Genomic DNA, 23,309 nt, shown 5'->3' on the forward strand with positions numbered 1-23,309 from the left:
TCCGCCGCAGCACGGCGACCGCGCAGGCGGGCTCCCCGGGGCGGGCTCAGCGACTACGCAGCAGCCGGTCCAGCGTGCGCAGGCCCAACCTGCTCAGCGCCGGGGCGGAGGTCCGGTAGTACCAGCCCAGGCCCATCGCCTGCGCGAACGCCCAGGCCCGTCCCCGCGCCCACTCGACGGGGCCGCAGCCCAGCTCCGTGCGCAGCAGCTCCCGCGGCCCGTCGTCGAGCAGGTGCCACGCCGCGACGAGGTCGAGCGCAGGGTCGGCCGGGCCGAATCCGCCGCCGTCGAGGAGGCCGGTGAGCCGGCCGTCGGCGACGACCACGTTGCCGGGGATCAGGTCGCCGTGGGACATCACGTCCGGCCCGGCGCGGGGCAGCACCCGGAACTCCGCCCACATCCGACGGAGCGGGCCGACGTCGAGCAGGTCGGCGGACTCGGCGAGACACGTCGCCATCCAGGCGTCCTGGTCCGGCAGGTGCCCGCCGCGGCCGTCACCCGCGAACCGGCGCCCGCGGGTGTCGGCGGCGCGCAGGCGGCGCAGCAGACCGGCCAGGTCGACGGCGAATGCGGCCGACCGGCCGGGGTCGTCGGCGTCGGCGGTGCGGCCCGGCACCCAGGTCTGGACCGACCACGGCAGCGGGTAGCCTCGTGTCCGGGGTTGCCGATCCCGACCGGCTCGGGCGTCGGGACCGGGCTGCAGGCGGCGAGCTCCCGGGCCGCGGTGGCCTCGGCCACCAGCCGCTCGCGCACCGCCGCGGTGTCGTGGCCCTGCAGCGGGAACCGGGCCGCGAGGCCGTCCCCGACCCGGTGTATGGCGTGCACGGTGCCGCTGCCGGGGGCCGGGCGCACGGGCAGGTGGCGCAGCGCGGGGAACGAATCGTCGACCAGACGGCGGGCGGTGGTGGCGTCCACCCGCGCCTCGTCGATGTGCATCATCGCGGGGGAGTGCACCACCGGGACGGTGCGGCGGGCGAGCGGATTACGTCCGCGGGCGGAGGTGTGGGTGCGCGGCTTGCTCCGCCGCCAGGATTCGAACCTGGACCATCGGAACCAAAATCCGAGGTGCTGCCGTTACACCACGGCGGATCGTGGGCCCCGCCATCGTGACACGTGCGCGACGGCGTCCTCGCAGCGCACCCGCCCCGCGCAAAGCCTGTGCATGGTCCTGATCACGGACAAACACCCACGAATGGGTGACATTCACCCCGGGCGTGCCGCCCGCGCGTCGAGTTGTCAGACTCGCTGCGTGCTGAACACGGATGCCTCCGGGACGACGTCGTCGATCGGGTCCGGAACCGCGTTGACGTGCCGCCTCTGCGGCACGACCGACCTGCGCAGCTTCTGCGACCTGGGTGCCACGCCGCCCTGCGAGCTGTTCCTCACCGAGGAGACGGCACAGCAGCCCGAGCAAACCTTCCCGCTGCACGTGCGGGTGTGCAACTCGTGTCTGCTCGCCCAGCTGCCGCCGGAGATCAGCCCGGAGGAGACGTTCTCCGAGTACGCGTACTTCTCCTCGTTCAGCTCGTCGTGGGTGGAGCACGCCCGGCGCTTCGTCGACTCCGCGCAGCAGCGGGCCGGGCTGGACTCGGGTTCGTTCGTCGTCGAGGTCGCGTCGAACGACGGCTACCTGCTGCAGCACGTCGTCGCGAAGGGCATCCGCTGCCTGGGGGTCGAGCCGAGCGTGAACGTCGGGGAGGCCGCCAGGGAGAAGGGCGTGCCGACGCTCACCGCGTTCCTCACCCCGGAGACCGGCGCCCGGGTGCGTGCCGAGCACGGCCCGGCGGACCTGGTCTGCGGCAACAACGTGTTCGCCCACATCCCCGACGTCGTCGGCTTCGCGCAGGGACTGCGCGCCATGGTCGCCGACGACGGCTGGGTCTCCATCGAGGTCCAGCACCTGCTCACGCTCGTCGAGCGCAAGCAGTTCGACACGATCTACCACGAGCACTTCCAGTACTACACGCTGCTCACCGGGCAGCGGGCGCTCGCCGCGGGCGGGCTGACCCTGGTCGACGTCGAGCTGCTCGACACCCACGGCGGCTCGATCCGCATGTGGGCGCGCCCGGCCGAGATCGCCGGCGAGCCGAGTGCGAAGGTCAGCGAGGTCCTGGCTGCCGAGGCAGCGGCCGGGCTGCACACGCCGGAGGGCCACGACGGGTTCGCCGAGGCCGTCTCCACCATCCGCGACGACCTCGTCGCCTTCCTCATCGACGCCCGCCGCCAGGGCAAGCGCGTCGTCGGCTACGGCGCCCCGGGCAAGGGGAACACCCTGCTCAACTACTGCGGCATCCGGCCCGACCTGGTCGAGTACACCGTCGACCGCAACCCGTACAAGCACGGGCGGCTAACGCCGGGGACCCGGATTCCGATCTCTGCCCCGGAGCGGATCGCGCAGGACCGCCCCGACCACGTCCTGATCCTGCCCTGGAACCTGCGCACCGAGCTGATCGAGCAGCTGTCCTACGTCCGTGAGTGGGGCGGCACGCTGGTCTTCCCGATCCCGTCGCTCGAGGTGGTCTGACGTGAAGGTCGTCCTGTTCTGCGGTGGATACGGCATGCGGATGCGTGACGGCGCCTCCGACCTCCCGAAGCCGATGCACCCGGTGGGCCCGCGGCCGCTGATCTGGCACGTGATGCGCTACTACGCCCACTTCGGCTACACGGACTTCGTCCTGTGCCTGGGCTACGGCGCGCACCACATCAAGAACTACTTCCTCCACTACGACGAGACCGAGTCCAACGACTTCGTGCTGCACCAGGGCGAGGTCGAGCTCATGGGCAGCGACGTCCAGGACTGGAACATCACGTTCGTCCACACCGGTCTGGACTCGCCGATCGGTGAGCGCCTGCGCCGGGTGAAGGCGCTGGTCAAGGACGAGGAGATGTTCCACGCGAACTACGCCGACGTCCTCACCGACGCCCCGCTTGACCGGATGGTCGAGCAGTTCGCCGGCACCGACGCCGTCGGGCAGCTGATGGCGGTGCCGCCGCAGTCGGCGTTCCACTGCGTCGACGTCGACGACAACGGCAGGCTCGAGTCGATCGCCACGCTGCAGGAGATGCCGATCTGGGAGAACGGCGGCTATCTCATGTTCCGGCCGGAGATCTTCGACTACCTGGAGAAGGACTGCGACCTGATCGCCGACGCCGCCGCCCCGCTCGCGCGCAAGGGACGCATGTCGGCCTACCGGCACCGCGGCTTCTGGCAGCCCGCCGACACCGTCAAGGAGCGCAACGCGCTGGAGGCGGCGTACCAGAGCGGTGCGCGGCCGTGGATGCTGTGGGAGTCCTACGAGGCCGACCAGGACCCGCTGCAGGCAGCCATCGCCCAGATGCACCGCAGCAGCCACCAGCGCGACTGAGCGAGCCGTCGGTACGAACGACCACTGCTCGCGGAACTCCGGGGGGAACGAGAGACCGTGCTGAACCTGCTGCCCGAGCGGTTGGACCGCATCCTGCTGCTCGGCGCCCACTGTGACGACATCCCGATCGGGGCCGGCGGGATGCTCCTGGAGCTGTGCCGTGCCTACCCGGGGGTGCACGTCACCGCGCTGGTCCTGACCGGTGCGGGGTCGCTGCGCGAGGAGGAGGAACGGGCCGCGCTGGCCGCGTTCACCCCCGGCGCGCACCTCGACGTCATCGTCATGGACCTGCCCGACGGCCGCGTCCCGCAGCACTGGGAGCGGGCGAAGATGGCGCTGGAGGACCTGCGCAGCCGCAGCGAGCCGGACCTGGTGATCGGCCCGTCGCCGCACGACGCCCACCAGGACCACCGGACGCTGTCGCAGATGATCCCGACCGCGTTCCGCGACCACCTGACGCTCGGCTACGAGATCCTCAAGTGGGAGAGTGACCTCGCCCAGCCGACCGTCTTCCTCCCGCTGTCGGAGCCGGTACTCACCGAGAAGATCGCCAAGCTCCACGAGCACTACGGCAGCCAGCGCGACCGGACCTGGTTCGACGACGAGACCTTCCGCGGCCTGGCCAGGGTGCGTGGCGTGCAGTGCCATGCCCGCTACGCCGAGGGCTTCCACGTCCAGAAGCTGACGCTGTCGCCGGCGCCGATGGTCGGCTCCGAACCCGGCGGCTTCTGACCCCGCACACACTCCGAGAAAGGGACATACATGCGCGTACTGCTCACCGGGCACCAGGGCTACCTCGGGACCGTGATGGCGCCCCTGCTGGCGGCCGCGGGTCACGAGGTGACCGGCCTGGACTCCGGGCTGTTCGCCGACTGCGTGCTGGGTTCGCTGGACACCCCCGACGTCGAGGGCTTCAGCACCGACCTCCGCGACGTGACCGTGGAGCAGCTCTCCGGGTTCGACGCCGTCGTCCACATGGCCGCGCTGTCGAACGACCCGCTGGGCTCGCTCGCGCCGGAGATCACCTACGACATCAACCACCACGCGTCGACCCGGCTGGCCCGGCTGTCGAAGGAGGCAGGCGTCGGCCGCTTCGTCTACGCCTCCACCTGCTCGGTCTACGGCGCCCAGTCCGGCGACGACCTCGTCGACGAGGACGCCCCGCTCAAGCCGGTCACCCCGTACGCGATCTCCAAGGTCCGCGTCGAGGACGACCTGGCCGAGCTCGCCGACGCCGACTTCGTGCCGGTCTCGATGCGCAACGCGACCGCGTTCGGGTTCTCGCCGCGGCTGCGCGCCGACATCGTGCTGAACAACCTGGTCGGCCGCGCGATCCTGACGAACGAGGTCACGGTGCTCTCCGACGGCACCCCGTGGCGCCCGCTCGCGCACGCCGAGGACATCGCCGGCGCGGTGGTCGCCGCGCTGGCGGCTCCGGCGGACGTCGTCCGGGCCCGGGCCTACAACGTCGGCACCGAGCGGAACAACCGGACCGTCGCCGAGATCGCGCAGGCCGTGATCGACGCCGTCCCCGGCTCGACGCTCAACATCACCGGCGAGGCCGGCAACGACCCGCGCAGCTACCGGGTCGACTTCGCCCGGGCCCGCAAGGAGCTCGGCTTCGAGGCGTCCTGGACGATCCCGGCCGGTGCCGAGCAGCTCGCCACCGAGTACCGGAACCGCGGCCTCACCCAGGACGCGTTCGACAAGTCCTTCACCCGGCTCGCGGTGCTCAACCGTCGTCAGGCGGCGGGGGAGCTCGACGGGTCGATGCACGTCGTGAAGTAGGACCGCTCGGCCGACGGCCCGTTCCGCGCTACGGTCGCGGGGCGGGCCGTCGACGTCTCCAGGAGCCGGGTCTTCAGGGGCCCGCGGCCCGGCTCACGTCTCCGGATCGATCAGGATGACGCGGGTACTCACGCCCCCACGTGCAGGTCGACGACGATGCCGGTCTCGTACCGCCCCGGCTGTGGCACCCCTGCGAAGAACCGCTGTCCCGACCGGGCCGGGGCGCCCACTCGCGGCGCGGGCCGGGCGAACCAGCGCGGGCTCGCGTCGACGTCCCGGACGGCCACGCTGCCGGGGACGGGGCTCAGCGCGTACGTGCCCCCGGGATCGGCTGCGAGCTCGTAAGAAAGGACCCGGAGATGGCGCACCCGGCCGGTCACCGGGGGGAGGTCCTCGGGGAACACGTGAGCGGCACCGGACAGGTGGCCGCGCAGGCGGTGCTCACCGGGTGGCGGTGCCGCAGCGGTGTGGCCGCCGCCCCAGGCCGCGACCACGCCGTCGCGGTGCAGTCGGGGCGCGGGATCGTGCGGCACGACGGACCACAGGTGTTCGGCGGAGAAGGGGTGATCGGTGGACGGGACGAAGAGCACCCGCCAGGTGGCCTGCTCACCCACCACGGGCGGTGGGGCGCAGCACTCGATCTCCCAGGACTCGACGACGATCTCGATGACAGGGTCGGACATCGGTGAGAAGCCGGCGCACTCGACGAGCCGGGGCGCGACGGCCCCGGGCACCGGGGCCACGACGGTAACCCGGCCGGTGCCCCCGTGGCACCCCGGTTACTGCGTCGACCGGCCGCCGCGCGCTACCGTCGCGGGGCGGGCCGTCGACGTCTCCAGGGGGAGCCATGTGCCGCAACATCCGGACCCTGCACAACTTCGAGCCGCCAGCCACACCCGACGAGGTGGATGCCGCCGCGCTGCAGTACGTCCGCAAGATCTCGGGGGCGGCGAAGCCCTCACAGGCCAACGCCGAGGCGTTCGAGAGGGCGGTCGCCGCCGTCGCCGAGGCGACGAGGGAGCTGCTCGACGGGCTCACCACCACCGCCCCGCCGAAGGACCGCGAGGTGGAGGCGGCGAAGGCCCGGGCGCGGGCGGAGCTGCGTTACGCGCGCTGATCCAGCGCGAGGTCGAGCAGCAGGCCCGTCTCCGTGCGGCCGGGGCCGGTCGTCCACGCGAACCGGTCCGGTCCCTCGGCGACGTCGCGCAGCTCGACCGATCCCGGGACGCGCTCGAAGGCGTTCGTGCCGTGCCACGGGGCCCGGCGCATCTCGTGCGACATGACCCGGATTCGCTCGATCCGGCCGCGCACCGCGCCCGGGTCCTCGGGACGGCGACCCCCGTGCGCGGTCGCGAACAGCGCACCGTGCAGCAGTCGGATCCCCGGGGCGGGTGGCGGTTCGTACTCGGACAGCCAGCGGGCGTGGAGGCCGTCGCCGCCGTCGAGCCAGATCTGACCGCCCCGGGCCGGGGTGTCGTGGGTGACGGTCCAGAGCAGCTCGCATGCCGGGTCGTAGCCGGGGCAGAGGTCGAGCCACCACTCGGAGAGGTCCCCGAGCCGCGGAGGCGGCAGGCAGCAGCCGTACTCCCACTCGCTGACCTGGACCTCGACGACGTGACGCGGCACGTGTGGAGCCTCGCACGCGACGGACCACCGCTCGACACCCACCGAGACGCACGTTTCCGCCCTGCCGGGGGCGAGAACGTGCGTCTCCACGAGCCCTACGCGGCGGGAGCGGCCAGGGCGTCGATCTCCACCAGCATCTCGGCGTGGGGCAGGCCCACGAAGACCGTCGTCCGTGCGGGGAGCGCGGCGCCCTCCGGGACGTAGCGGGAGACGAACTCGCCGTAGGCCTCGTTCATCGCGGTGAAGTGCTCCCGCTCGGTGAGGTACACCCGGAACATCAGGACGTCGCCGACGGACGCGCCGCCCGCCTCCAGGATGGCGCGGACGTTCTCCAGGGTGCGCAGGGTCTGGGCGTGCACGTCGCCGGGCGCGATGTACTGCTTCGTGGCCGGGTCCATCGGGCCCTGGCCCGAGACCTGCAGCAGCCCGCCCCGGCGGACGCCCTGGCTGAAGGTGTGCGCCGGCGCGGGCGCGTCGGGGGTGGAGACGGCGCCGTCGGCGGTCGTGCTCATACGGGGGGTTCCTCTCGGGTCGGGCGCCAGCCGAGGTCGCGGGAGATCGTCCCGGTGACGGCCAGCAGTGACGGGACCAGCTCCATCAGCTGGTCGTAGCCGGCGACGATGGTCGGTACGGACACCGACACCGCCGCGACGACGGTTCCGGCCGGTCCGCGGACCGGCGCCCCGATGCAGTTGATCGAGGCCTCGTTCTCCTCGCGGTCCTGCGCCCAGCCCTGCTCGCGCACGCGGGCGAGCTCGGCCAGGTAGGTCTCGCGGTCGGTGATCGTGTTCGGGGTGCGGGTGGGGAAGTCGATCTCGTCGAGCACCCGGTTCCGCTCGGCGGCGGGCAGGTCGGCGAGCAGCACCTTCCCGGCGGCGGTGGAGTGCACGGGTCCGCGCAGACCGACCCGCGACGCCATGCGCACGTTGTCGAGGGACTCCAGCTTGTCGATGTAGACGATCTCGTCGCCGTCGCGCTCGGACAGGTGCACGGTGTGGCCGTGGGCCCGGTTGAACGCCTGCAGGTGCGGTGCGGCGACCGTGCGCACCTCGCGCTGGTCCAGCCCGCGCGAGGACAGCTCGAACAGCCGCGAGCCGAGCCGGTAGCGGTGGTGGTCGTCGCGGTGCACGAAGTGCTCGTCGGCCAGGGTGCGCAGCAGGCGCAGGACGGTCGTCTTGTGCACCTCGAGCGCCGTGGCGAGCTCGTCGAGCGAGGCCGGGCCCTCGCCGAGGAGCACCAGGATCCGCAGCGCCTTGGTCAGGCTGGTGCTCACCCGGCCCACCGGTCGGCGGTCACGCGCAGGGCCGCCCAGGCGTCGTCGTCGAGGTCGAGCAGATGCTCGGGCAGTGGAGCGGCGGAGTCCCCGGGGACGACGAGCACCGCGGCGGCGCCGAGGTGGCCGCGGCGCAGGCAGCGGCCCACGTCCTCGCCGCGGACCAGGCCGGTGAGCAGACCGGCGGCGAACGCGTCGCCCGCCCCCACCGGCTCGACGACGTCGACGACCAGCGCCGCGCGCTCGGTGACCGCGCCGTCGCGGTGCACGGCCAGCGCGCGCCGAGGACCGTCCTTGACCACGACCAGCTCCGGATCGGGCAGCAGTGCGCGCAGCCGCGCCGGGTCGTCGGTGCCGAACACCCGTTGCGCCTCGTCCGCGCCGACCAGGAGGACGTCGGCCCGGCCGGCCAGCGCGACCACCGGGGCGGGGTCGCCGTCGGGCCACATCTGCTCGCGCCAGTTCACGTCGAACGACACCCGGTACCGGCGCGGGTGGGCCAGCAGCGTCTCCAGCGTCGCGGCACAGGACGGCGACACCGCGGCGGTGATCCCGCCGACGTGCACCCAGTCCGCGTCGGCGATCCGGTCGCGCACCGCGGGCGTCTCCAGCAGCTCGGGGCCGGCCGCCGAGGCCGCCGACCCGGCCCGCCGGTAGGTCATGACGGTGCTGCCGTCGGGGCCGGGGGACTTGGCGTAGCGGCCGGTCGGGTGGTCCGGGTCGACGCCGATCCCGCCGGTGTCGACCCCGGCGGCGGCGAGCGTGCGCGCCACCAGGTCGCCGTGCGGGTCGGCGCCGAGGCGACCGACCCATGCCACCGTGACTCCGGCGGCGGCCAGGTCGAGCGCGACGTTGACCTCCGCGCCCGCGGCCTGTGCGGGGGCCCGTGGGTCGTCGACGGCGGCCGCGTCGGGGACCAGGGCGAGGGCCTCGCCGAAGCACACCACGGCGCTCCGGCCCGGGATGTCCACTGCTGGGTTCTCCTCCGCCGTCGTTGACCGATCCGTCGCGGCGATGCTAGAACAGCCCGACCAGAATACGCAACTAGCGCTGCGAAATACGCAACGCTCCTGCTCGTAGGGGGGAGAACGGGATGCTCCGGTACGCGTCGCTCGGCGCCGAACGGCCCGGACCGTACGCCAAGTCCGTCCCGCCGCTGCCCGGCACCGTCGACGAGTGGCTCGCCGGTGGGCCGCGGCTGTCGGACCTGGCGACACCCGTCCTCACCCTCGACCGGGCGGCCCTGCACGCCAACGCCGAGCGGATGGCCGGCTGGTGTGCCGCGCACGGCGTCGACCTCGCCCCGCACGGCAAGACGACGATGGCCCCGGCCCTGTGGGACCTGCAGCTGCGCCACGGCGCCTGGGGGATCACCGTCGCCACGCCGTGGCAGGCGCGGATCGCGATCGACGCCGGCGTGCGACGGGTGCTGCTGGCGAACGCGCTCGTCGACCCGGCCGGGGTGCGCGCCGTGGCCGCAGCCCGTGACGCCGACCCGGACCTGGAGGTCCTCAGCTGGGTCGACTCGGTCGACGCCGTCGCCGCGATGACCGCCGCGGCGGGATCACCGGCACGGCCGCTCGCGGTCGCCGTCGAGCTGGGGGCCCCTGGCGGGCGGACCGGTGCGCGGACCCTCGACGAGGCCGAGCGGGTCGCCGCGGCCGTCGTCGCGAGCCCGGCGCTGGTGCTGGCCGGGGTCGGCGGCTACGAGGGGGCACTCGCGCACGACCCGTCCGCGGAGTCGCTGGCGACCGTCCGCGCCTACCTCGAGGACCTCGCCACGCTGCACCGGCGGCTCACCCCGTCCTACGGGACCGACGAGGTCGTGGTCACCGCGGGCGGCAGTGCCTACTTCGACCAGGTCGTCGCCGCGCTGGCCGGGCTCGCCGACGCGCGCACCCGCGTCGTGCTGCGCTCGGGCGCCTACCTCGTCCACGACGACGGCTTCTACCGCGGCATCTCCCCGCTGGCCCGCGACGACGAGCAGCGCCCGTTCCGCTCGGCGATGCACGTGACCGCCCGGGTGGTGTCCACCCCCGAGCCCGGCCTGGCGCTGCTCGACGCGGGCAAGCGCGACGTCCCGTTCGACGAGGGGCTGCCCGAGCCGCAACGCATCGCCGACGACCTCGGGGCGCCGTCGCGGCCGCTGACCGGCACCGTCACCGCCGTCAACGACCAGCACGCGTTCCTGCGCACCGAGGAGCCGGTCCGGATCGGGCAGGTCGTCCGGCTCGGACTCTCGCACCCGTGCACCGCGTTCGACAAGTGGCGCTGGATCCCGGTGCTGGACGGTGCGGATCCCGACCCGCAGGTCGTCGAGCTCGTCCGGACGTTCTTCTGATGGGCACACTGCTGCGCGGCGGCACCGTCGTCGACGGGACGGGTGGGCCCCGGTACACCGCGGACGTGCTCGTCGAGGGTGACCGGATCGCCGCCGTCGGACCGGACGCGGCCGGGCGGGCCGGGCGGGCCGACCGGGTCGTCGACGTGGCCGGACTGGTCGTCGCCCCCGGGTTCGTCGACATGCACGCCCACTCCGACCTGCGCCTGCTCACCGAGCCCGCGCACCTCGCGAAGGTCTCGCAGGGCGTGACCACCGAGGTCCTCGGCCAGGCCGGGCTGTCCTACGCCCCCGTCGACGACGCCGTGCTGCCCGTGCTGCGCCGCGCGATCGCCGGCTGGAACGGCGATCCCGGCGCGGACTTCCTCACCTGGCGCACCGTCGCCGAGTACCTGGACCGGCTCGACGAGGGCATCGCCGGCAACGCCGCCTACCTGGTCCCGCACGGCACGGTCCGTGCGCTGGTCTGCGGCTGGGACGACCGGCCCGCCACGCAGGCGGAGATCGCCCGGATGGCCGACGTCGTCCGCACCGGCATGGCCCAGGGCGCGGTCGGTCTCTCGGCCGGGCTCACCTACACCCCCGGTATGTACGCCGACGGCGCCGAGCTCGCCGCCCTGTGCGCGGCGGTGGGGGAGCTGGGCGGCTTCTTCTCCCCGCACCACCGCAGCTACGGCGCGGGCGCGCTGGAGGCCTACGCCGAGATGGTCGACGTCGCCGAGCGGTCCGGGTGCGCGCTGCACCTGGCCCACGCCACGCTCAACTTCGGCCCCAACAAGGGCCGGGCCGGGGAGCTGATCGCGCTGCTCGACGCCGCCGTCGCCCGCGGCGTCGACATCACCCTCGACACCTACCCCTACCTGCCCGGCGCGACGACGTTGTCGGCGATCCTGCCCAGCTGGTGCCAGTCCGGTGGTGTCGACGCGGCCCGTGAGCGGCTGCGCGACCCGGCGGCGCTCGCCCGGATCCGGGAGGACCTGGAGGTCCACGGCTCCGACGGCTGCCACGGCGTCGTCGCGGAGTGGGAGACGATCGAGATCAGCGGGGTCACGAACCCCGAGCTCGCCGGGCTGGTCGGGCGGACGATCGCCGACATCGCGGCCGCTGCCGGACGGGACCCCTTCGACACCTGCGTGGACGTCCTGCTCCGCGACGACTTCGGGACCGGGATCCTGCAGCACGTCGGACACGAGGAGAACGTCCGCGCGATCATGCGCCACCCGCGGCACACCGGCGGCAGCGACGGCCTGCTAGTCGTCGCGAAGCCGCACCCGCGGGCCTGGGGGACCTTCCCCCGCTACCTCGGCCACTACTGCCGCGAGCTGGGGCTGTTCTCCCTGGAGGAGTGCGTCCACCACCTCACCGGACGCGCCGCCGACCGGCTGCGCCTCGCCGACCGCGGCCGCGTCCGGCCGGGCCTGGCCGCCGACCTGGTGGTGTTCGACCCGGACACCGTCACCGACACCGCCACCCTCGCCGAGCCGGCCCAGCAGGCGGCAGGCATCCCGTACGTGCTGGTCAACGGGGCCTTCGCGATCGACGGCGGGGAGCGCACCGACGCGCTGGCCGGCCGCGCGCTGCGCCGCCGGGCCGACGGCCGGACAGCACCGGGCACCCATCCCACCGGAGGACACCGATGGCCTTCCTGAACTGGCTGCAGAACGACACGGCCGGCCTGTTCACCCTCGCCGCCGTCAGCGTCGCGCTGCTCCTGGTGCTGATCATGCGGCTGCGCCTGGAGCCGTTCATCGCGCTGATCGTGACCGGCGTGCTGGTCGCCCTGGTCGCGGGCGTGTCGGTCACCGAGCTCGTCGGCACCCCGATCAAGGCGTCGGACTCGCTGTTCGAGAAGGGGTTCGCCGGGATCCTCGGCCACATCGCCCCGATCATCGGCCTGGGCACCGTGCTCGGCGCGATCATGGAACGCTCCGGTGGGGCGGACGCCCTGACCGAGCGGCTGCTCCGGCTGTTCGGGCCGAAGGGCGCGCCGCTCGCGATGGGCATCACCGGGCTCGTGCTCGGCATCCCGGTGTTCTTCGACATCGGCATCTTCGTGCTCGCGCCGCTGGTCTACGTGGCCGCGCGCCGTGGCGGTCGCTCGCTGGTGCTCTACGCGATGCCCATGCTCGCGGGCCTGTCGATGACCCACGCGTTCCTGCCGCCGCACCCCGGGCCGGTCACCGCGGGCGGGCTGCTCGGCGTCGGCATGGGCTGGGTGATCGCGATGGGCCTGCTCTGCGGCATCCCCGCATGGCTGGCCGGCGGCGTCTGGTGGGGCTCGTTCATCGGGCGGCGGGTCCAGGTCGACGTGCCCGAGGACCTGCCCGGCGGGAGCGGTCCGGCCGCCGGCCCGTCCGGTCCCGCCGGTACCGCGGTCGCGGTGACCGCGCCCCCGCCGGTAGCGCTCATCTCCTCGATCATCGCGGTCCCGCTGGTGCTCATCCTCGCCGCGACCGTCGCGGGGGTGGCGCTGCCCGAGGGCACGGTGCTCCGTGACGTGCTCGTGCTGCTCGGCACCCCGGCCATCGCGCTGACGCTGTCGGTGCTGCTCGCGCTGTACCTGCTCGGCATCCGGCGCGGGACGTCGATGGCCGAGCTCGGCCGCATCTCCGGCGAGTCGCTGCGCCCGGTCGGGATGATCCTGCTCGTCGTCGGAGCGGGGGCGTTCTTCGGCAAGGTCCTGCAGACCACCGGCGTCGGCGACGCACTGGCCGGCTCGATGACCGCGATCGGGCTGCCGGTGATCGCCTCGGCGTACCTGATCAGTGCGGCGCTGCGGATCGCCCAGGGCTCGGCGACCGTCGCCATCGTGACGACGGCGGGCATCATCGGCCCGACCGTCGCCGCGGGCGGCTACAGCCAGCCGCAGCTCGCGCTGATCGTCGTCGCCGTGTCGGCCGGGTCGATCATCGCCAGCCACGTCAACGACGGTGGGTTCTGGATCGTCGCCAAGTACTTCAACATGACGGTGAAGCAGACCCTGATGACCTGGACGGTGCTGGAGACGATCCTGTCCGTCGTCGGGTTCGCCGCGGCCGCGCTGGTGTGGGCGCTCGTCTAGGGGCCCAGCGGGTCGGCGTCGAGCGTGACCGGCGCGCCGTGCGGGGTCGCGACGGCGGCGCGCAGCCAGGCGCCGGTCCGCTCGTCGACCGTGTCGCGGTCGGCGACGCCGAGCCCGTCGAGCAGGTGCTCCAGCGCGGCGAGCCAGGCGTCCCAGTAGTCCAGGCCGGTGTCCAGCTCGGCCCCCAGGGTCTCGGCGAACTCCTGCCGGTCCAGCGTTCCGGTGTCCTGCAGGGCCACGGCCAGCGCGAACGCGTTCGCCTGCCAGGGCTCGTCGAAGACCGGGCCGTCAGACGGGCTCAAGGTAGGACTCCCAGGCGTCGACGGAGACGGTCGTGGTGGGGTCGGCGTCCGGGCCCCACAGCTCGGGACCGGTGAACACCACGGTGTAGAGCGGCTCCGGGCACTCGCCGAGGCCGTGCGCGCGGGCGTCGGGCAGCACGTGGGTCCCGCGGTGCGCCTCGACGGTCCCGCTGCGGCCGCGGACGTAGCGGGGGAGCCGGGTGTGCCCGCGCGGGTGCATCACCCGGGCCCGCACCCGGTCGCCGGGGGCGAACCGCGGCGTGCCGGCGGCGTCGCGTTCGGTGGGGGCGCCGGTCGCCAGCACCCGGGCGACGGACCCGGCGTCCAGTGCGGCGGGCGCGTCGGCCCGCGGGCGCAGCGTGCGGCCGGCCTCGAGCTCGTCGGCACCGACCAGGCCGTGGGTGACCAGCAGCTTCTCGGTCGCCGCGAGCCAGATCTCGTAGTAGGTCAGCGTCAGGTAGACCGGCGGGGGGAGCGACTCGCGGGCGTGCCGGGACTCGTCGATCGACCAGCCGCCCGGGCGGGCCGCGGCGAGGGTCAGCGCCAGCACCAGCGGTTCCCAGCCGGCGTGGAACCGGACGTCCTCCGGCTCGGGCTCGACGGGCCCGAAGCCCATCGCGCCGCCGAGGTCGTGCGCGCCGTTCACGCCGACACCAGCCGGGTTCCGATCATGGCGTCCCGGGAGACGATCGCGGCGAGCTCGTCGACCGACCAGCCGTCGGTCCCGGCCGGGCGCTGCGGGACGACCAGGTAGCGCAGCTCGGAGGTGGAGTCGTGGACCCGGATCGCGACGTCGTCGCCGAGGGTGGTCCCGAAGTCGGCGAGCACCCCGCGCGGGTCCAGCACCGCCCGCGACCGGTAGGCCGGCGACTTGTACCAGACCGGCGGCAGACCGAGGACCGGCCACGGGTAGCAGGAGCACAGCGTGCAGACGACGAGGTGGTGCTCGCCCGGTGCGTTGAACACCGCCGCGAGGTGCTCGCCGCCCCGGCCGCCGTAGCCGAGTTCGGCGACCGCAGCGGTCGCGTCCTCGGCGAGCCGGGCCGCGAAGTCCGGGTCGGTCCACGCCCGGGCGACGACGTGCGCGCCGTTCCGCGGGCCCACCCGGTGCTGGTAGGTCTCGATGATCTCGTCGAGCGCGGCCGGGTCGACGTAGAGGTCGCGCGGATTGATCACAGCTGGGTCGCGGCCGGGTGTCGATGGTGAGGGGCGGGCACGGGCCTGTCGATCATGAAGTTGTTGACTCTTCGTGATCGTCTGGAGGCCGCGTGCCCGCCCTGCCATCATGGTTGACCGAGCCGTTGTGGGACCAGTTCGCCGCGCTGCTGCCGCCCCGGGGCGAGTTCGATCCCACTCATCCGTGGGGCTGTCACCGCCGCCGGATCGCGGATCGGGTCGTGTTCGACAAGCTCCTGCAGGTGCTGCGGTTCGGCTGCCCGTATCAGGGCGTCTCCGACAGCACCTGCTCGGCGACCACCATCCGCGATCGCCGTGACGAGTGGATCCGGCTCGGGGTCTTCGCCCAGCTACGCCGGATCGCCCTGGACGCCTACGACCGCATCGTCGGCCTGTTGCTTGACGACGTTGCCGTCGACGGCGCCATCACCAAGGCCCCCGGCGGCGGTGAGGTCGCCGGACCGTCACCGGTTGACCGGCGTAAACAGGGCATGAAGCGATCGGTGCTCGTCGAGGGCCATGGCATCCCACTGGGCCGGGTCCTGGCCGGGGCACACCGCCACGACTCCCCGCTACTGGGCCCCACTCTCGACCACCTCGACGCTCTCGGCCCGCTGCCCGACGACATCACCGTGCACCTCGACGCCGGCTATGACTCCGGTAAGACCCGCGACACACTCACCGAACGGGGCCTGCACAGCGAGATCGCGCGCAAGGGCGAGAAAGCACCGATCCAGGCCACCCAACGCTGGCACATCGAGCGCACCAACGCCTGGCACAACAGCTTCAACCGGCTGCAGCGCTGCTACGAACGCCGCGAAACCGTCGTCGACGCGTTCTTCGACCTCGCCGACACCATCATCACACTCCGTAGCCTGATCCGGCAGGCCTGGACCACGCACCGCTGGGACAGCCGACCACACCGCCGCCCATGATCATCCATCAATCCGCGCGACCTCGTAGCCCTTCTCGACCAGGATCGACTCCAGGGCCCGGACGCGGGCGTCCACCGGCCGCAGCTCACCGCTCATCGGGCCGACGGTAGCCAGACCCGGTCCGGCCGTCGAGAGCACGACGGCCCGGCACCCACGCGGGGCACCGGGCCGTCGGACGGGCGGGGTCAGGCGTTCGTGAGCGCGTCCTCGAACTCCTCGACCTTCAGCGGGGCCAGGTCGGAGACCCGCAGGAAGTCGCCCAGCGTGGTGCCGGTCGCGCCGGAGTCGACGTTCTTCGGTCCGCGGCCGGCGCGCACGTCGTCGAGGTTGATCGTGCGCAGGTCGTAGGAGAACCGGGTGACGTCGGAGGTGTTCGGCGCCGACGCGTGCAGGTGGTTCGAGGAGAACATGAAGACGTCACCGGACTGCGCGGCGATCCGGATCTCGCCGCGGGACTCGAAGTCCTCCAGCGGGAGGGGGTGCGGACGGGTGTCGGTGGTCTTCTCACCGGCGGCCGCGGTGCGGTGCTTGGCGACCCACTCGTCGTAGTCGTACTGGTTCGAGCCGTTCTTCACCGGGCGGTCGAAGTAGTCGGTGTACATGCTCATGACGTTCTCGCCGACGACGTCGTACACCGGGGTCCAGTAGTTCACGAGCTGCTGCGGGTGGCCGTACCACATGTCGCGGTGCGCCTTGTAGTTGTAGGACACGCCGGCGGTGAGGAACTGGTCGGCCGGGATGACGCGCAGCCGCGGGATGTCGAAGTAGGTCCGCTCGGGGTCGACACCGAAGTCGACGGCGAACTGCTGGCAGAGCGACTTGGTCTTCTCACCGTTGGTGAACTCGTGCTTGAGCGGCTCGACGCGGCGGATGAACTCGTCGACGTCCATCTCGTACTGGGCGCGCTCCGGGTCCATGCCCTCGAAGGCCTGACCGATGAGGTCCTTGGCGTGGTCGGCGAGGGCGTTCGCGCCACCGATCCCGGTGTAGAGATGGAAGTCGCCCCGGAACAGGGACTCGCGGCGCGCGTCGTCGTCGATCCGGCGGTTCAGGTAGACCGTGATCACCGCTTGCTCCTCCGTGCTGACTCGGGTTCGACACCCGTCTGACACCTGCTGACGCTAGCGGACACGATCGGGTGGTTGTCCACTATGCAACGTAGTAGAAGGGACTCTGCGACACCGTGACCGAAAGGTCCGGTTGATGCCGCCCTCCTCTCCGTGATTAGGTGAGCCTCACCTATGGGGAGGTGGCGATGTCGGTCGTGACCGAGGACCGCGCGGCGGTCCGTGTGGTGGGCCTGCAGCGGGTCTCGGACGTCTTCGTCCGGGCCCGGCTGGAGGGGGAGGCGTTGGCCGGTCTCGACCTGCCCGGCGTCCCCGACGAGGCCTGCGTCTTCCACTTCCCGCTGCCCGACGGCGGCCGCGACGACCACGGTCGCTGGTACACCCTGCGCGAGGTCAGCCCCTGCCGCACCCGGGTGTCCATCGACCTGGTCTGCCACCCCGGCGGGGTCGGCGCGGGCTGGGCGCGGCGGGCCCGCGTCGGCGACGAGATCGAGGTCTCGCACACGAACAGCTGGTTCAAGCGCCCGGCCGGGGTCGGCTGGCAGATCCTCGTCGGCGACGCGGCGGCCCTCCCGGCGCTCGCCCGGATCGTCACCGAGACCCCCGAGGGCATCGACACCGAGGTCGTCCTGGAGATCGACGAGGTGCCGGCCGACTTCCCCGCGCGGGCCCGGGTGCGTCGCGAGCCCGCGAGCGAGACCGGCAGCCGGCTGGCGGAGATCGTCGCCGGGCTCGTGCTGCCGGAGGGGCCCGGCTACGTCTACGTCGGCGGTGAGGCGTCCGCGACCCGGGCTGCCCGCAAGCACCTGCGCCACGAGCGCGGCCTGCCGCCCGGCGCCTACGGCGTGCTCGGCTACTGGCGGCGCGACGCCGACACCTTCCGTCGCACCTGGCGGGCCAACCAGGAGCGCTTCGAGAAGGCCTACGCCGACGCGGCCGCCGCCGCCGAGGGCGACGACGAGCGGATGCTCGACCTCTACGAGGCGACCCTGGAGCGCGACGGGCTGATCTGAGCCGGGCTCACCCCTGGGCCGTCGGCCGGACGACGAGCTGGTTGACGTCGACCCCGGCGGGCTGTTCGAGCGCGAAGACCACCGCGCGGGCGATCGCGGCCGGGTCGAGGGCGATCTCGTCGCGCTGTGCCCGGTAGTCCGCGCGCAACCGCTCGTCGCCGATGCCCTCGACGAAGTCGGTCGCGACGAACCCCGGCGAGACCTCGGTGACCCGCAGCGCGGGTCCCGCCTCCTGGCGCAGCCCCTCGCAGAGGGTCCGGACGGCGTTCTTCGTCGCGGCGTAGACGACCTGACCGGGGACGACCCGCAGGCCGGACGTGGAGGCGACCACGACGAGGTGGCCCGCCTCCTGGGCGCGGAAGACCGGCAGCGCCGCGGCGAGCCCGTACAGGACGCCGCGCAGGTTGACGTCGATCATCTCGTCCCACTCCTCGACCGGGAGCTCGTCGAGCGGACGGACCCGGCCCACCCCCGCGTTCGCCACCAGCACGTCGAGCCTGCCGAACTCGGCCCGTGCGCGGTCGACCAGCGCGGTGTGGTCGGCCCGGTCGCGTACGTCCATCGGCACGGTGACCGCCGTCCCGCCCGCGGCGCGCACCCGGTCGGCCACGGCCTCCAGCCGGTCCGCCCGACGCGCCCCCAGGATCAGGCGCGCCCCGCGGGCCCCGAGCTCGACCGCGGTCGCCGCGCCGATGCCCCCGCTCGCGCCGGTGACGGCGACGACCCTGCCGGTGATGGTTTCCTGCGTGTCCACGGTGTCTCCCGACTCGAAGTGATAACCCACTTACACGCTAATGTGATAGCCCGATCACAGCAAGGAGGGCGCATGGCCCGGCGGGCGAGGTTCCATCACGGCGACCTGCCGGGCGCACTCGTGCGTGCCGGCGTCGACCTGCTGGCCGAGGTGGGCGTGCGCGGGTTCTCGGTCGCGGTGCTGGCCCGCAGGCTGGGGGTGAGCACGGCCGCGCCGTACCGGCACTTCGCCGACCGCGACCGGCTGCTGGCCGCGGTGGTGACCGCGGCGGCCGGCGAGCTGGCGGAGCAGATGGAGACCGCGGCCGCGCGGGCCGGGGACGACCCGGTATCGCGACTCGCCGCCGCCGGCGGGGCCTACGCCGGGTTCCTCACCGGGCGCCGGGTCGGGCTGGACCTCGTCTACGGCGCCGAGCTGCGGGCACTGGGCGACCGCGACCTCGCGGCCGTGGGACGGCGGATCGGGGACGTCCTGCTCGCCCCGGCCCTGGAGCTCGCCGACCCGGCCGCGGCGGTGTCGCTGATGGAGCGGGTGGTCACGACCGCCCACGGCTACGGCGCCCTCGACGTCGACGGCTTTCTCGCCGGCGCCGCGGTCGGCGGCGGCACGGTCGCCGAGCGTGCGGAGGCGGCCGTCGCGGCCGTGGTCCGCGGCACGGTGGGCACCCCGGGACCGGCGGCGGGCGGTCCGTGAGGCGGGCCCGCGCCAGCGTGCCGTGGCACACCGACGGTGCGGTCGGCGGCCGCGCGGGCCAGGCGTAAAGTCGAGGGTCGGCACCCCGACCGGGTCGGGAGCCCTACCGCGACCCGGGCAGGGGTCTGCCCTGCCCGCGGTCGGCCCCCGCCGCCGCGCGCACCGCCAGCCCACCTCCACCGAGGAGCCAGCGCCGTCGTGGCCATCCTGTCCGGTCTGCTCACCTCCGCCCTGTCCGACGCCGGTCTCCGTGCCGCCGTCGATGCCGCCCGCGCCGCGGACACCCGCGCCGGTGAGACCCCTGCCGTGCAGGTCGAGGGGCCCTCCGCGGTGCGCCCCCTGCTCGCCGCCGGGCTCGCCGAGACCTCCACGGTGCTCGCCGTGACCGCCACCGACCGGGAGGCCGAGGACCTCGCGGCCGCGGTGTCGGACCTGCTCGGCCACGGCGAGGCGCCGGGCGCCGCCGCCGACACCGTGCACGACTGCGCGGGCGCACCCGTCGTCGTGCTGCCGAGCTGGGAGACGCTGCCGCACGAGAAGCTGTCCCCGCGCCCGGACACCGTCGCCCGCCGGCTGATGATCTTCCGCCGGCGCGCCTCGGCCGAGACCGCCCCGCGGGTGGTCGTGACCGCGGCGCGCAGCCTGATCCAGCCCGTCGCGCCCGGGCTGGGCACGCTCGACCCGGTCTCGCTGGCCGTCGGCGAGGAGCACGACTTCGAGCAGCTCCTCGTGCGGCTGGTCGAGCTGGCCTACAACCGCGCCGAGATGGTGACCACCCGTGGCGAGTTCGCCGTGCGCGGCGGCATCCTCGACATCTTCCCGCCGACCGCCGAGCATCCGGTGCGCGTCGAGTTCTGGGGCGACGAGGTCTCCGAGGTGCGGTCGTTCTCCGTCGCCGACCAGCGTTCGGTCGGCGAGGTCACCCGGATCGACGTCCCGCCGTGTCGCGAGCTGTTGCTCACCACCCCGGTGCGCGAGCGGGCCGCCGAGCTGGCCCTCGAACAGCCCGAGACCGCCGGGCTCAACCGCAACCCGCTGCGCGAGCTGCTGGAGAAGCTGTCCGAGGGCATCCCCGGGGAGGGCATGGAGTCGCTGATCCCGGCGCTGGTCGGCGGGGAGATGCAGACGCTCACCGACCTGCTGCCGGACGGGACGCGGGTGCTGCTCGCCGACCCCGAGCGCATCCGGACCCGCTGCGCCGACCTCGTGCGCACCGGGCAGGAGTTCCTGGAGGCGTCCTGGCTGGCGTCCGGCTCCGGGGGCGAGGCCCCGATCGACGTCTCCGGGTCGGCCTACCGCGACCTGCGCGTCACGCTGGAGCACGCGACGGCGACCGGCCGCCCCGTGGTGTCGCTGTCGCCGTTGCTGTCGGGTGCCGACGACGTCGTCGTGGCGGGCGTGCACGAGATCGAGCCCTACCGGGGCGACACCGACCGCGCGCTGACCGACCTGCGCGCCCACGTCGCCACCGGCGGTGCCGCGGTGCTCGTGCTGGCCGGACAGGGCACCGCGGACCGCTCGCTGGAGCAGCTGCGCGAGGCGGAGGTCCCCGCCGCGGCCGTCCCGGTGCTGGCCGACGCCCCGGAGAAGGGGATCGTCACCGTCACCTGCGGGCGGGTGCTGAACGGGTTCACCGCGCCGGAGGTGGGGCTGGTCGTCGTCTCCGAACCCGACCTGACCGGCAGTCGCGCCGGGCTCGACACCGCGCCGCGCCGGACCACCCCGCGCAAGCGCAACGCCGTCGACCTGGCGGTGCTGCAGCCCGGCGACTTCGTCGTCCACAACCAGCACGGCATCGGGCGCTTCGTCGAGATGAAGGAACGCACCGTCCAGGGCGCCACCCGCGAGTACCTGGTGCTGGAGTACGCCAGCTCCAAGCGCGGCCAGCCCGCCGACCGGCTGTTCGTGCCGACCGACGCCCTCGACGAGATCAGCCGCTACGTGGGCGGCGAGCAGCCCGCGGTCAACAAGCTCGGCGGCGGGGACTGGGCCAAGACCAAGAGCCGCGCCCGCAAGGCGGTCAAGGACATCGCGGCCGGTCTGGTGCAGCTCTACGCGGCCCGCCAGGCCTCGCCGGGGCACGCGTTCGGCGCGGACACCCCGTGGCAGCGCGCGCTCGAGGACGCTTTCCCCTACACCGAGACCCCCGACCAGCTGTCGGCGATCGACGAGGTCAAGCGGGACATGGAGCGTCCGGTCCCGATGGACCGCGTCATCTCCGGCGACGTAGGGTTCGGCAAGACCGAGATCGCGGTGCGGGCGGCGTTCAAGGCGGTGCAGGACGGCAAGCAGGTCGCCGTGCTCGTCCCGACGACGCTGCTCGCCACCCAGCACCTGTCGACGTTCTCCGAGCGGATGCGTCAGTTCCCGGTGACCGTGCGCGGGCTGTCGCGGTTCACCGACCCGGCCGAGGCGCGGGAGACGATCGAGAAGCTCGCCGACGGGCAGGTCGACGTCGTCGTGGGCACGCACCGGCTGCTCCAGACCGGCATCCGCTGGAAGGACCTCGGCCTCGTGATCGTCGACGAGGAGCAGCGCTTCGGTGTCGAGCACAAGGAGCACATCACCGCGCTGCGCGCGCACGTCGACGTGCTGACCCTGTCCGCGACACCGATCCCGCGGACCCTGGAGATGAGCCTGGCCGGCATCCGCGAGATGTCGGCGATCACCACCCCGCCGGAGGAGCGGCACCCGACCCTGACCTACGTCGGTGCCTACGACGACAAGCAGGTCGCCGCCGCCGTGCGCCGCGAGCTGCTGCGCGACGGCCAGGTGTTCTACGTCCACAACCGGGTCAGCTCGATCGACCGCGCGGCCAAGAAGATCCAGGACCTCGTCCCCGAGGCCCGGGTCGCCGTCGCGCACGGGCAGATGAACGAGGACCTGCTGGAGCGGACCGTCAGCGCGTTCTGGCACCGCGAGTTCGACGTGCTGATCTGCACCACGATCGTCGAGAACGGCCTGGACATCTCCAACGCCAACACCCTGATCGTCGAGCGCTCCGACACCCTGGGGCTGTCCCAGCTCCACCAGCTGCGCGGCCGGGTCGGGCGTGGCCGCGACCGTGGCTACGCCTACTTCCTCTACCCGGCCGACCACCCGCTCACCGAGACCGCGCACGACCGGCTCGCCACCATCGCCCAGCACTCCGAGCTGGGCTCCGGCGCGGCCGTCGCGATGAAGGACCTGGAGATCCGCGGAGCGGGCAACATCCTGGGCGCCGAACAGTCCGGCCACATCGCCGGCGTCGGATTCGACCTCTACATCCGCCTGGTCGGGGAGGCCGTCGCCGCGTTCCGCAAGCAGGCGGGCGGGGAGATCGGGGCCGAGCCGGAGGAGCTGCAGGAGGTCCGGGTCGACCTGCCGGTCGACGCACACGTCCCGCACGACTACGTCGACGGCGAGCGGCTGCGTCTGGAGGTCTACCGCAAGATCGCCGAAGCGCCCGACGACGCCGCGCTCACCGCGATCGTCGAGGAGCTGACCGACCGCTACGGCGAGCCACCGACCCCGGTGCGGAACCTGCTGGAGGTCGCCCGGTTCCGCCAGCTGTGCCGGCGCCTCGGCATCCGTGAGGTCGCCTCGGCGGGCACCCAGCTGCGGATCGGGCCGATGCAGCTGCCCGACTCCGCCCAGCTGCGGCTGCGCCGGCTCTACCCGAAGGCGCAGTACAAGGCGGCCGCGCAGATCGTCACGGTGCCCAAGCCGATGCAGGGCAACCGGATCGGCGGGGCGGCGCTGCGCGACGTCGAGCTGCTCGGCTGGTGCGCGGAGCTGCTGCTGCAGATCGTGCCGACCTCCACCCCGGTGCACAGCTCGGCCTCCTCCTGACGCGGTCCTGACGCGATCCTGATGAACACCCGGTGTACCGCCGGGGAACTTCGGGTGTCGGCGTCCGTGCTGTTTCCGGGACGT

General features: G+C 73.3%; 23 protein-coding genes and 1 tRNA gene. 12 read left to right on the forward strand and 12 right to left on the reverse strand.

From position 1 onward, the window contains the following. Window positions 1-46 precede the first annotated feature (46 nt). Together Ae331Ps2_RS14235 and Ae331Ps2_RS14240 are read right to left on the reverse strand one after the other, a co-directional pair. The gene (locus Ae331Ps2_RS14235) at window positions 47-616 is read right to left on the reverse strand and encodes a phosphotransferase (RefSeq protein WP_233147414.1); all 570 of its coding nucleotides are present in this window, start codon (window positions 614-616) and stop codon (window positions 47-49) included. A gap of 402 nt (window positions 617-1,018) precedes the next feature. Next, a tRNA-Gln gene (locus tag Ae331Ps2_RS14240) sits at window positions 1,019-1,089 on the reverse strand. Window positions 1,090-1,249: 160 nt separating this feature from the next. On the opposite strand from Ae331Ps2_RS14240, the gene Ae331Ps2_RS14245 reads away from it, so the two are divergent. From Ae331Ps2_RS14245 to Ae331Ps2_RS14260, 4 genes are read left to right on the forward strand one after another with little or no spacing between them, the layout of a single operon-like run. After that, window positions 1,250-2,524: a class I SAM-dependent methyltransferase gene (locus Ae331Ps2_RS14245; protein WP_233147415.1), complete on the forward strand. Its 1,275-nt coding sequence runs from the start codon at window positions 1,250-1,252 to the stop codon at window positions 2,522-2,524. A 1-nt stretch (window position 2,525) separates the two neighbouring features. Then, a complete protein-coding gene (locus Ae331Ps2_RS14250; RefSeq protein ID WP_075308351.1) occupies window positions 2,526-3,365 on the forward strand; it encodes a sugar phosphate nucleotidyltransferase in 840 nt (279 codons plus the stop codon). 57 nt (window positions 3,366-3,422) lie between these two features. Next, window positions 3,423-4,097 carry a PIG-L deacetylase family protein gene (locus Ae331Ps2_RS14255; RefSeq protein WP_075308349.1) on the forward strand — a complete coding sequence of 225 codons (675 nt, stop codon included), beginning with the start codon at window positions 3,423-3,425 and terminating at the stop codon, window positions 4,095-4,097. A gap of 30 nt (window positions 4,098-4,127) precedes the next feature. Beyond that, on the forward strand, window positions 4,128-5,153 hold the full coding sequence (locus tag Ae331Ps2_RS14260; RefSeq protein ID WP_075308347.1) for an NAD(P)-dependent oxidoreductase: 1,026 nt from the start codon (window positions 4,128-4,130) through the stop codon (window positions 5,151-5,153). Window positions 5,154-5,281: 128 nt separating this feature from the next. Here the strand turns inward: Ae331Ps2_RS14260 and Ae331Ps2_RS14265 are convergent, their stop codons facing one another. Continuing rightward, the gene (locus Ae331Ps2_RS14265) at window positions 5,282-5,836 is read right to left on the reverse strand and encodes a DUF6578 domain-containing protein (RefSeq protein ID WP_139318820.1); all 555 of its coding nucleotides are present in this window, start codon (window positions 5,834-5,836) and stop codon (window positions 5,282-5,284) included. 164 nt (window positions 5,837-6,000) lie between these two features. Here Ae331Ps2_RS14265 and Ae331Ps2_RS14270 point away from each other — a divergent pair, with 164 nt between their 5' ends. After that, window positions 6,001-6,270, forward strand: a complete 270-nt coding sequence (locus Ae331Ps2_RS14270; RefSeq protein WP_075308343.1) for a DUF2277 domain-containing protein — start codon at window positions 6,001-6,003, stop codon at window positions 6,268-6,270. On the opposite strand, the gene Ae331Ps2_RS14275 is transcribed toward Ae331Ps2_RS14270, so the two are convergent. The 4 genes from Ae331Ps2_RS14275 to Ae331Ps2_RS14290 all read right to left on the reverse strand — a co-directional run bounded on the left by Ae331Ps2_RS14275 (window position 6,258) and on the right by Ae331Ps2_RS14290 (window position 9,023). After that, window positions 6,258-6,779, reverse strand: coding sequence for a DUF6578 domain-containing protein (locus Ae331Ps2_RS14275; RefSeq protein ID WP_139318819.1), 522 nt, complete (start codon window positions 6,777-6,779; stop codon window positions 6,258-6,260). The genes Ae331Ps2_RS14270 and Ae331Ps2_RS14275 overlap by 13 nt on opposite strands. A gap of 95 nt (window positions 6,780-6,874) precedes the next feature. Next, on the reverse strand, window positions 6,875-7,291 hold the full coding sequence (locus Ae331Ps2_RS14280) for a RidA family protein (protein ID WP_075308339.1): 417 nt from the start codon (window positions 7,289-7,291) through the stop codon (window positions 6,875-6,877). Beyond that, on the reverse strand, window positions 7,288-8,052 hold the full coding sequence (locus tag Ae331Ps2_RS14285; RefSeq protein ID WP_075312388.1) for an IclR family transcriptional regulator: 765 nt from the start codon (window positions 8,050-8,052) through the stop codon (window positions 7,288-7,290). The genes Ae331Ps2_RS14280 and Ae331Ps2_RS14285 overlap by 4 nt, the downstream gene beginning before the upstream one ends. Next, window positions 8,049-9,023: a sugar kinase gene (locus tag Ae331Ps2_RS14290; RefSeq protein WP_212611735.1), complete on the reverse strand. Its 975-nt coding sequence runs from the start codon at window positions 9,021-9,023 to the stop codon at window positions 8,049-8,051. Before Ae331Ps2_RS14290 ends, Ae331Ps2_RS14285 begins: the two co-directional genes overlap by 4 nt. A gap of 122 nt (window positions 9,024-9,145) precedes the next feature. Here Ae331Ps2_RS14290 and Ae331Ps2_RS14295 point away from each other — a divergent pair, with 122 nt between their 5' ends. From Ae331Ps2_RS14295 to Ae331Ps2_RS14305, 3 genes are read left to right on the forward strand one after another with little or no spacing between them, the layout of a single operon-like run. Further along, the gene (locus tag Ae331Ps2_RS14295; protein ID WP_075308337.1) at window positions 9,146-10,393 is read left to right on the forward strand and encodes an alanine racemase; all 1,248 of its coding nucleotides are present in this window, start codon (window positions 9,146-9,148) and stop codon (window positions 10,391-10,393) included. Continuing rightward, window positions 10,393-12,042, forward strand: a complete 1,650-nt coding sequence (locus Ae331Ps2_RS14300) for an amidohydrolase family protein (protein WP_075308335.1) — start codon at window positions 10,393-10,395, stop codon at window positions 12,040-12,042. The genes Ae331Ps2_RS14295 and Ae331Ps2_RS14300 overlap by 1 nt, the downstream gene beginning before the upstream one ends. After that, window positions 12,030-13,454, forward strand: a complete 1,425-nt coding sequence (locus Ae331Ps2_RS14305) for a GntP family permease (RefSeq protein WP_075308333.1) — start codon at window positions 12,030-12,032, stop codon at window positions 13,452-13,454. The genes Ae331Ps2_RS14300 and Ae331Ps2_RS14305 overlap by 13 nt, the downstream gene beginning before the upstream one ends. On the opposite strand, the gene Ae331Ps2_RS14310 is transcribed toward Ae331Ps2_RS14305, so the two are convergent. From Ae331Ps2_RS14310 to nthA, 3 genes are read right to left on the reverse strand one after another with little or no spacing between them, the layout of a single operon-like run. Further along, window positions 13,451-13,756, reverse strand: coding sequence for a nitrile hydratase accessory protein (locus tag Ae331Ps2_RS14310; protein ID WP_075308331.1), 306 nt, complete (start codon window positions 13,754-13,756; stop codon window positions 13,451-13,453). The genes Ae331Ps2_RS14305 and Ae331Ps2_RS14310 overlap by 4 nt on opposite strands. Then, on the reverse strand, window positions 13,743-14,402 hold the full coding sequence (nthB, locus tag Ae331Ps2_RS14315; protein WP_075308329.1) for a nitrile hydratase subunit beta: 660 nt from the start codon (window positions 14,400-14,402) through the stop codon (window positions 13,743-13,745). The genes Ae331Ps2_RS14310 and nthB overlap by 14 nt, the downstream gene beginning before the upstream one ends. Beyond that, window positions 14,399-14,932 carry a nitrile hydratase subunit alpha gene (nthA, locus tag Ae331Ps2_RS14320; protein ID WP_075308327.1) on the reverse strand — a complete coding sequence of 178 codons (534 nt, stop codon included), beginning with the start codon at window positions 14,930-14,932 and terminating at the stop codon, window positions 14,399-14,401. The genes nthB and nthA overlap by 4 nt, the downstream gene beginning before the upstream one ends. 92 nt (window positions 14,933-15,024) lie before the next feature. Here nthA and Ae331Ps2_RS14325 point away from each other — a divergent pair, with 92 nt between their 5' ends. After that, a complete protein-coding gene (locus tag Ae331Ps2_RS14325; protein WP_075305978.1) occupies window positions 15,025-15,867 on the forward strand; it encodes an IS5 family transposase in 843 nt (280 codons plus the stop codon). Window positions 15,868-16,052: 185 nt separating this feature from the next. Here the strand turns inward: Ae331Ps2_RS14325 and Ae331Ps2_RS14330 are convergent, their stop codons facing one another. Next, complete coding sequence (locus Ae331Ps2_RS14330) at window positions 16,053-16,934, reverse strand: hypothetical protein (RefSeq protein WP_020623847.1); 882 nt, start codon at window positions 16,932-16,934, stop codon at window positions 16,053-16,055. Between the two features lie 161 nt (window positions 16,935-17,095). Here Ae331Ps2_RS14330 and Ae331Ps2_RS14335 point away from each other — a divergent pair, with 161 nt between their 5' ends. Further along, window positions 17,096-17,947: a siderophore-interacting protein gene (locus tag Ae331Ps2_RS14335; protein ID WP_075308325.1), complete on the forward strand. Its 852-nt coding sequence runs from the start codon at window positions 17,096-17,098 to the stop codon at window positions 17,945-17,947. A 7-nt stretch (window positions 17,948-17,954) separates the two neighbouring features. Here the strand turns inward: Ae331Ps2_RS14335 and Ae331Ps2_RS14340 are convergent, their stop codons facing one another. Then, window positions 17,955-18,701 (reverse strand): SDR family oxidoreductase, encoded by a 747-nt coding sequence (locus tag Ae331Ps2_RS14340; protein ID WP_249265254.1) that lies wholly within the window; start codon window positions 18,699-18,701, stop codon window positions 17,955-17,957. A gap of 72 nt (window positions 18,702-18,773) precedes the next feature. Between Ae331Ps2_RS14340 and Ae331Ps2_RS14345 the strand changes: the two genes are divergently transcribed. Both Ae331Ps2_RS14345 and mfd read left to right on the forward strand, forming a co-directional pair. Continuing rightward, complete coding sequence (locus tag Ae331Ps2_RS14345) at window positions 18,774-19,394, forward strand: TetR/AcrR family transcriptional regulator (protein WP_075308323.1); 621 nt, start codon at window positions 18,774-18,776, stop codon at window positions 19,392-19,394. Between the two features lie 207 nt (window positions 19,395-19,601). Next, window positions 19,602-23,225, forward strand: a complete 3,624-nt coding sequence (gene mfd, locus Ae331Ps2_RS14350; protein ID WP_075312382.1) for a transcription-repair coupling factor — start codon at window positions 19,602-19,604, stop codon at window positions 23,223-23,225. The last annotated feature ends 84 nt before the right edge of the window (window positions 23,226-23,309 follow it).

Source organism: Pseudonocardia sp. Ae331_Ps2 (assembly GCF_001932405.1).
Taxonomy (GTDB): Bacteria; Actinomycetota; Actinomycetes; order Mycobacteriales; family Pseudonocardiaceae; genus Pseudonocardia.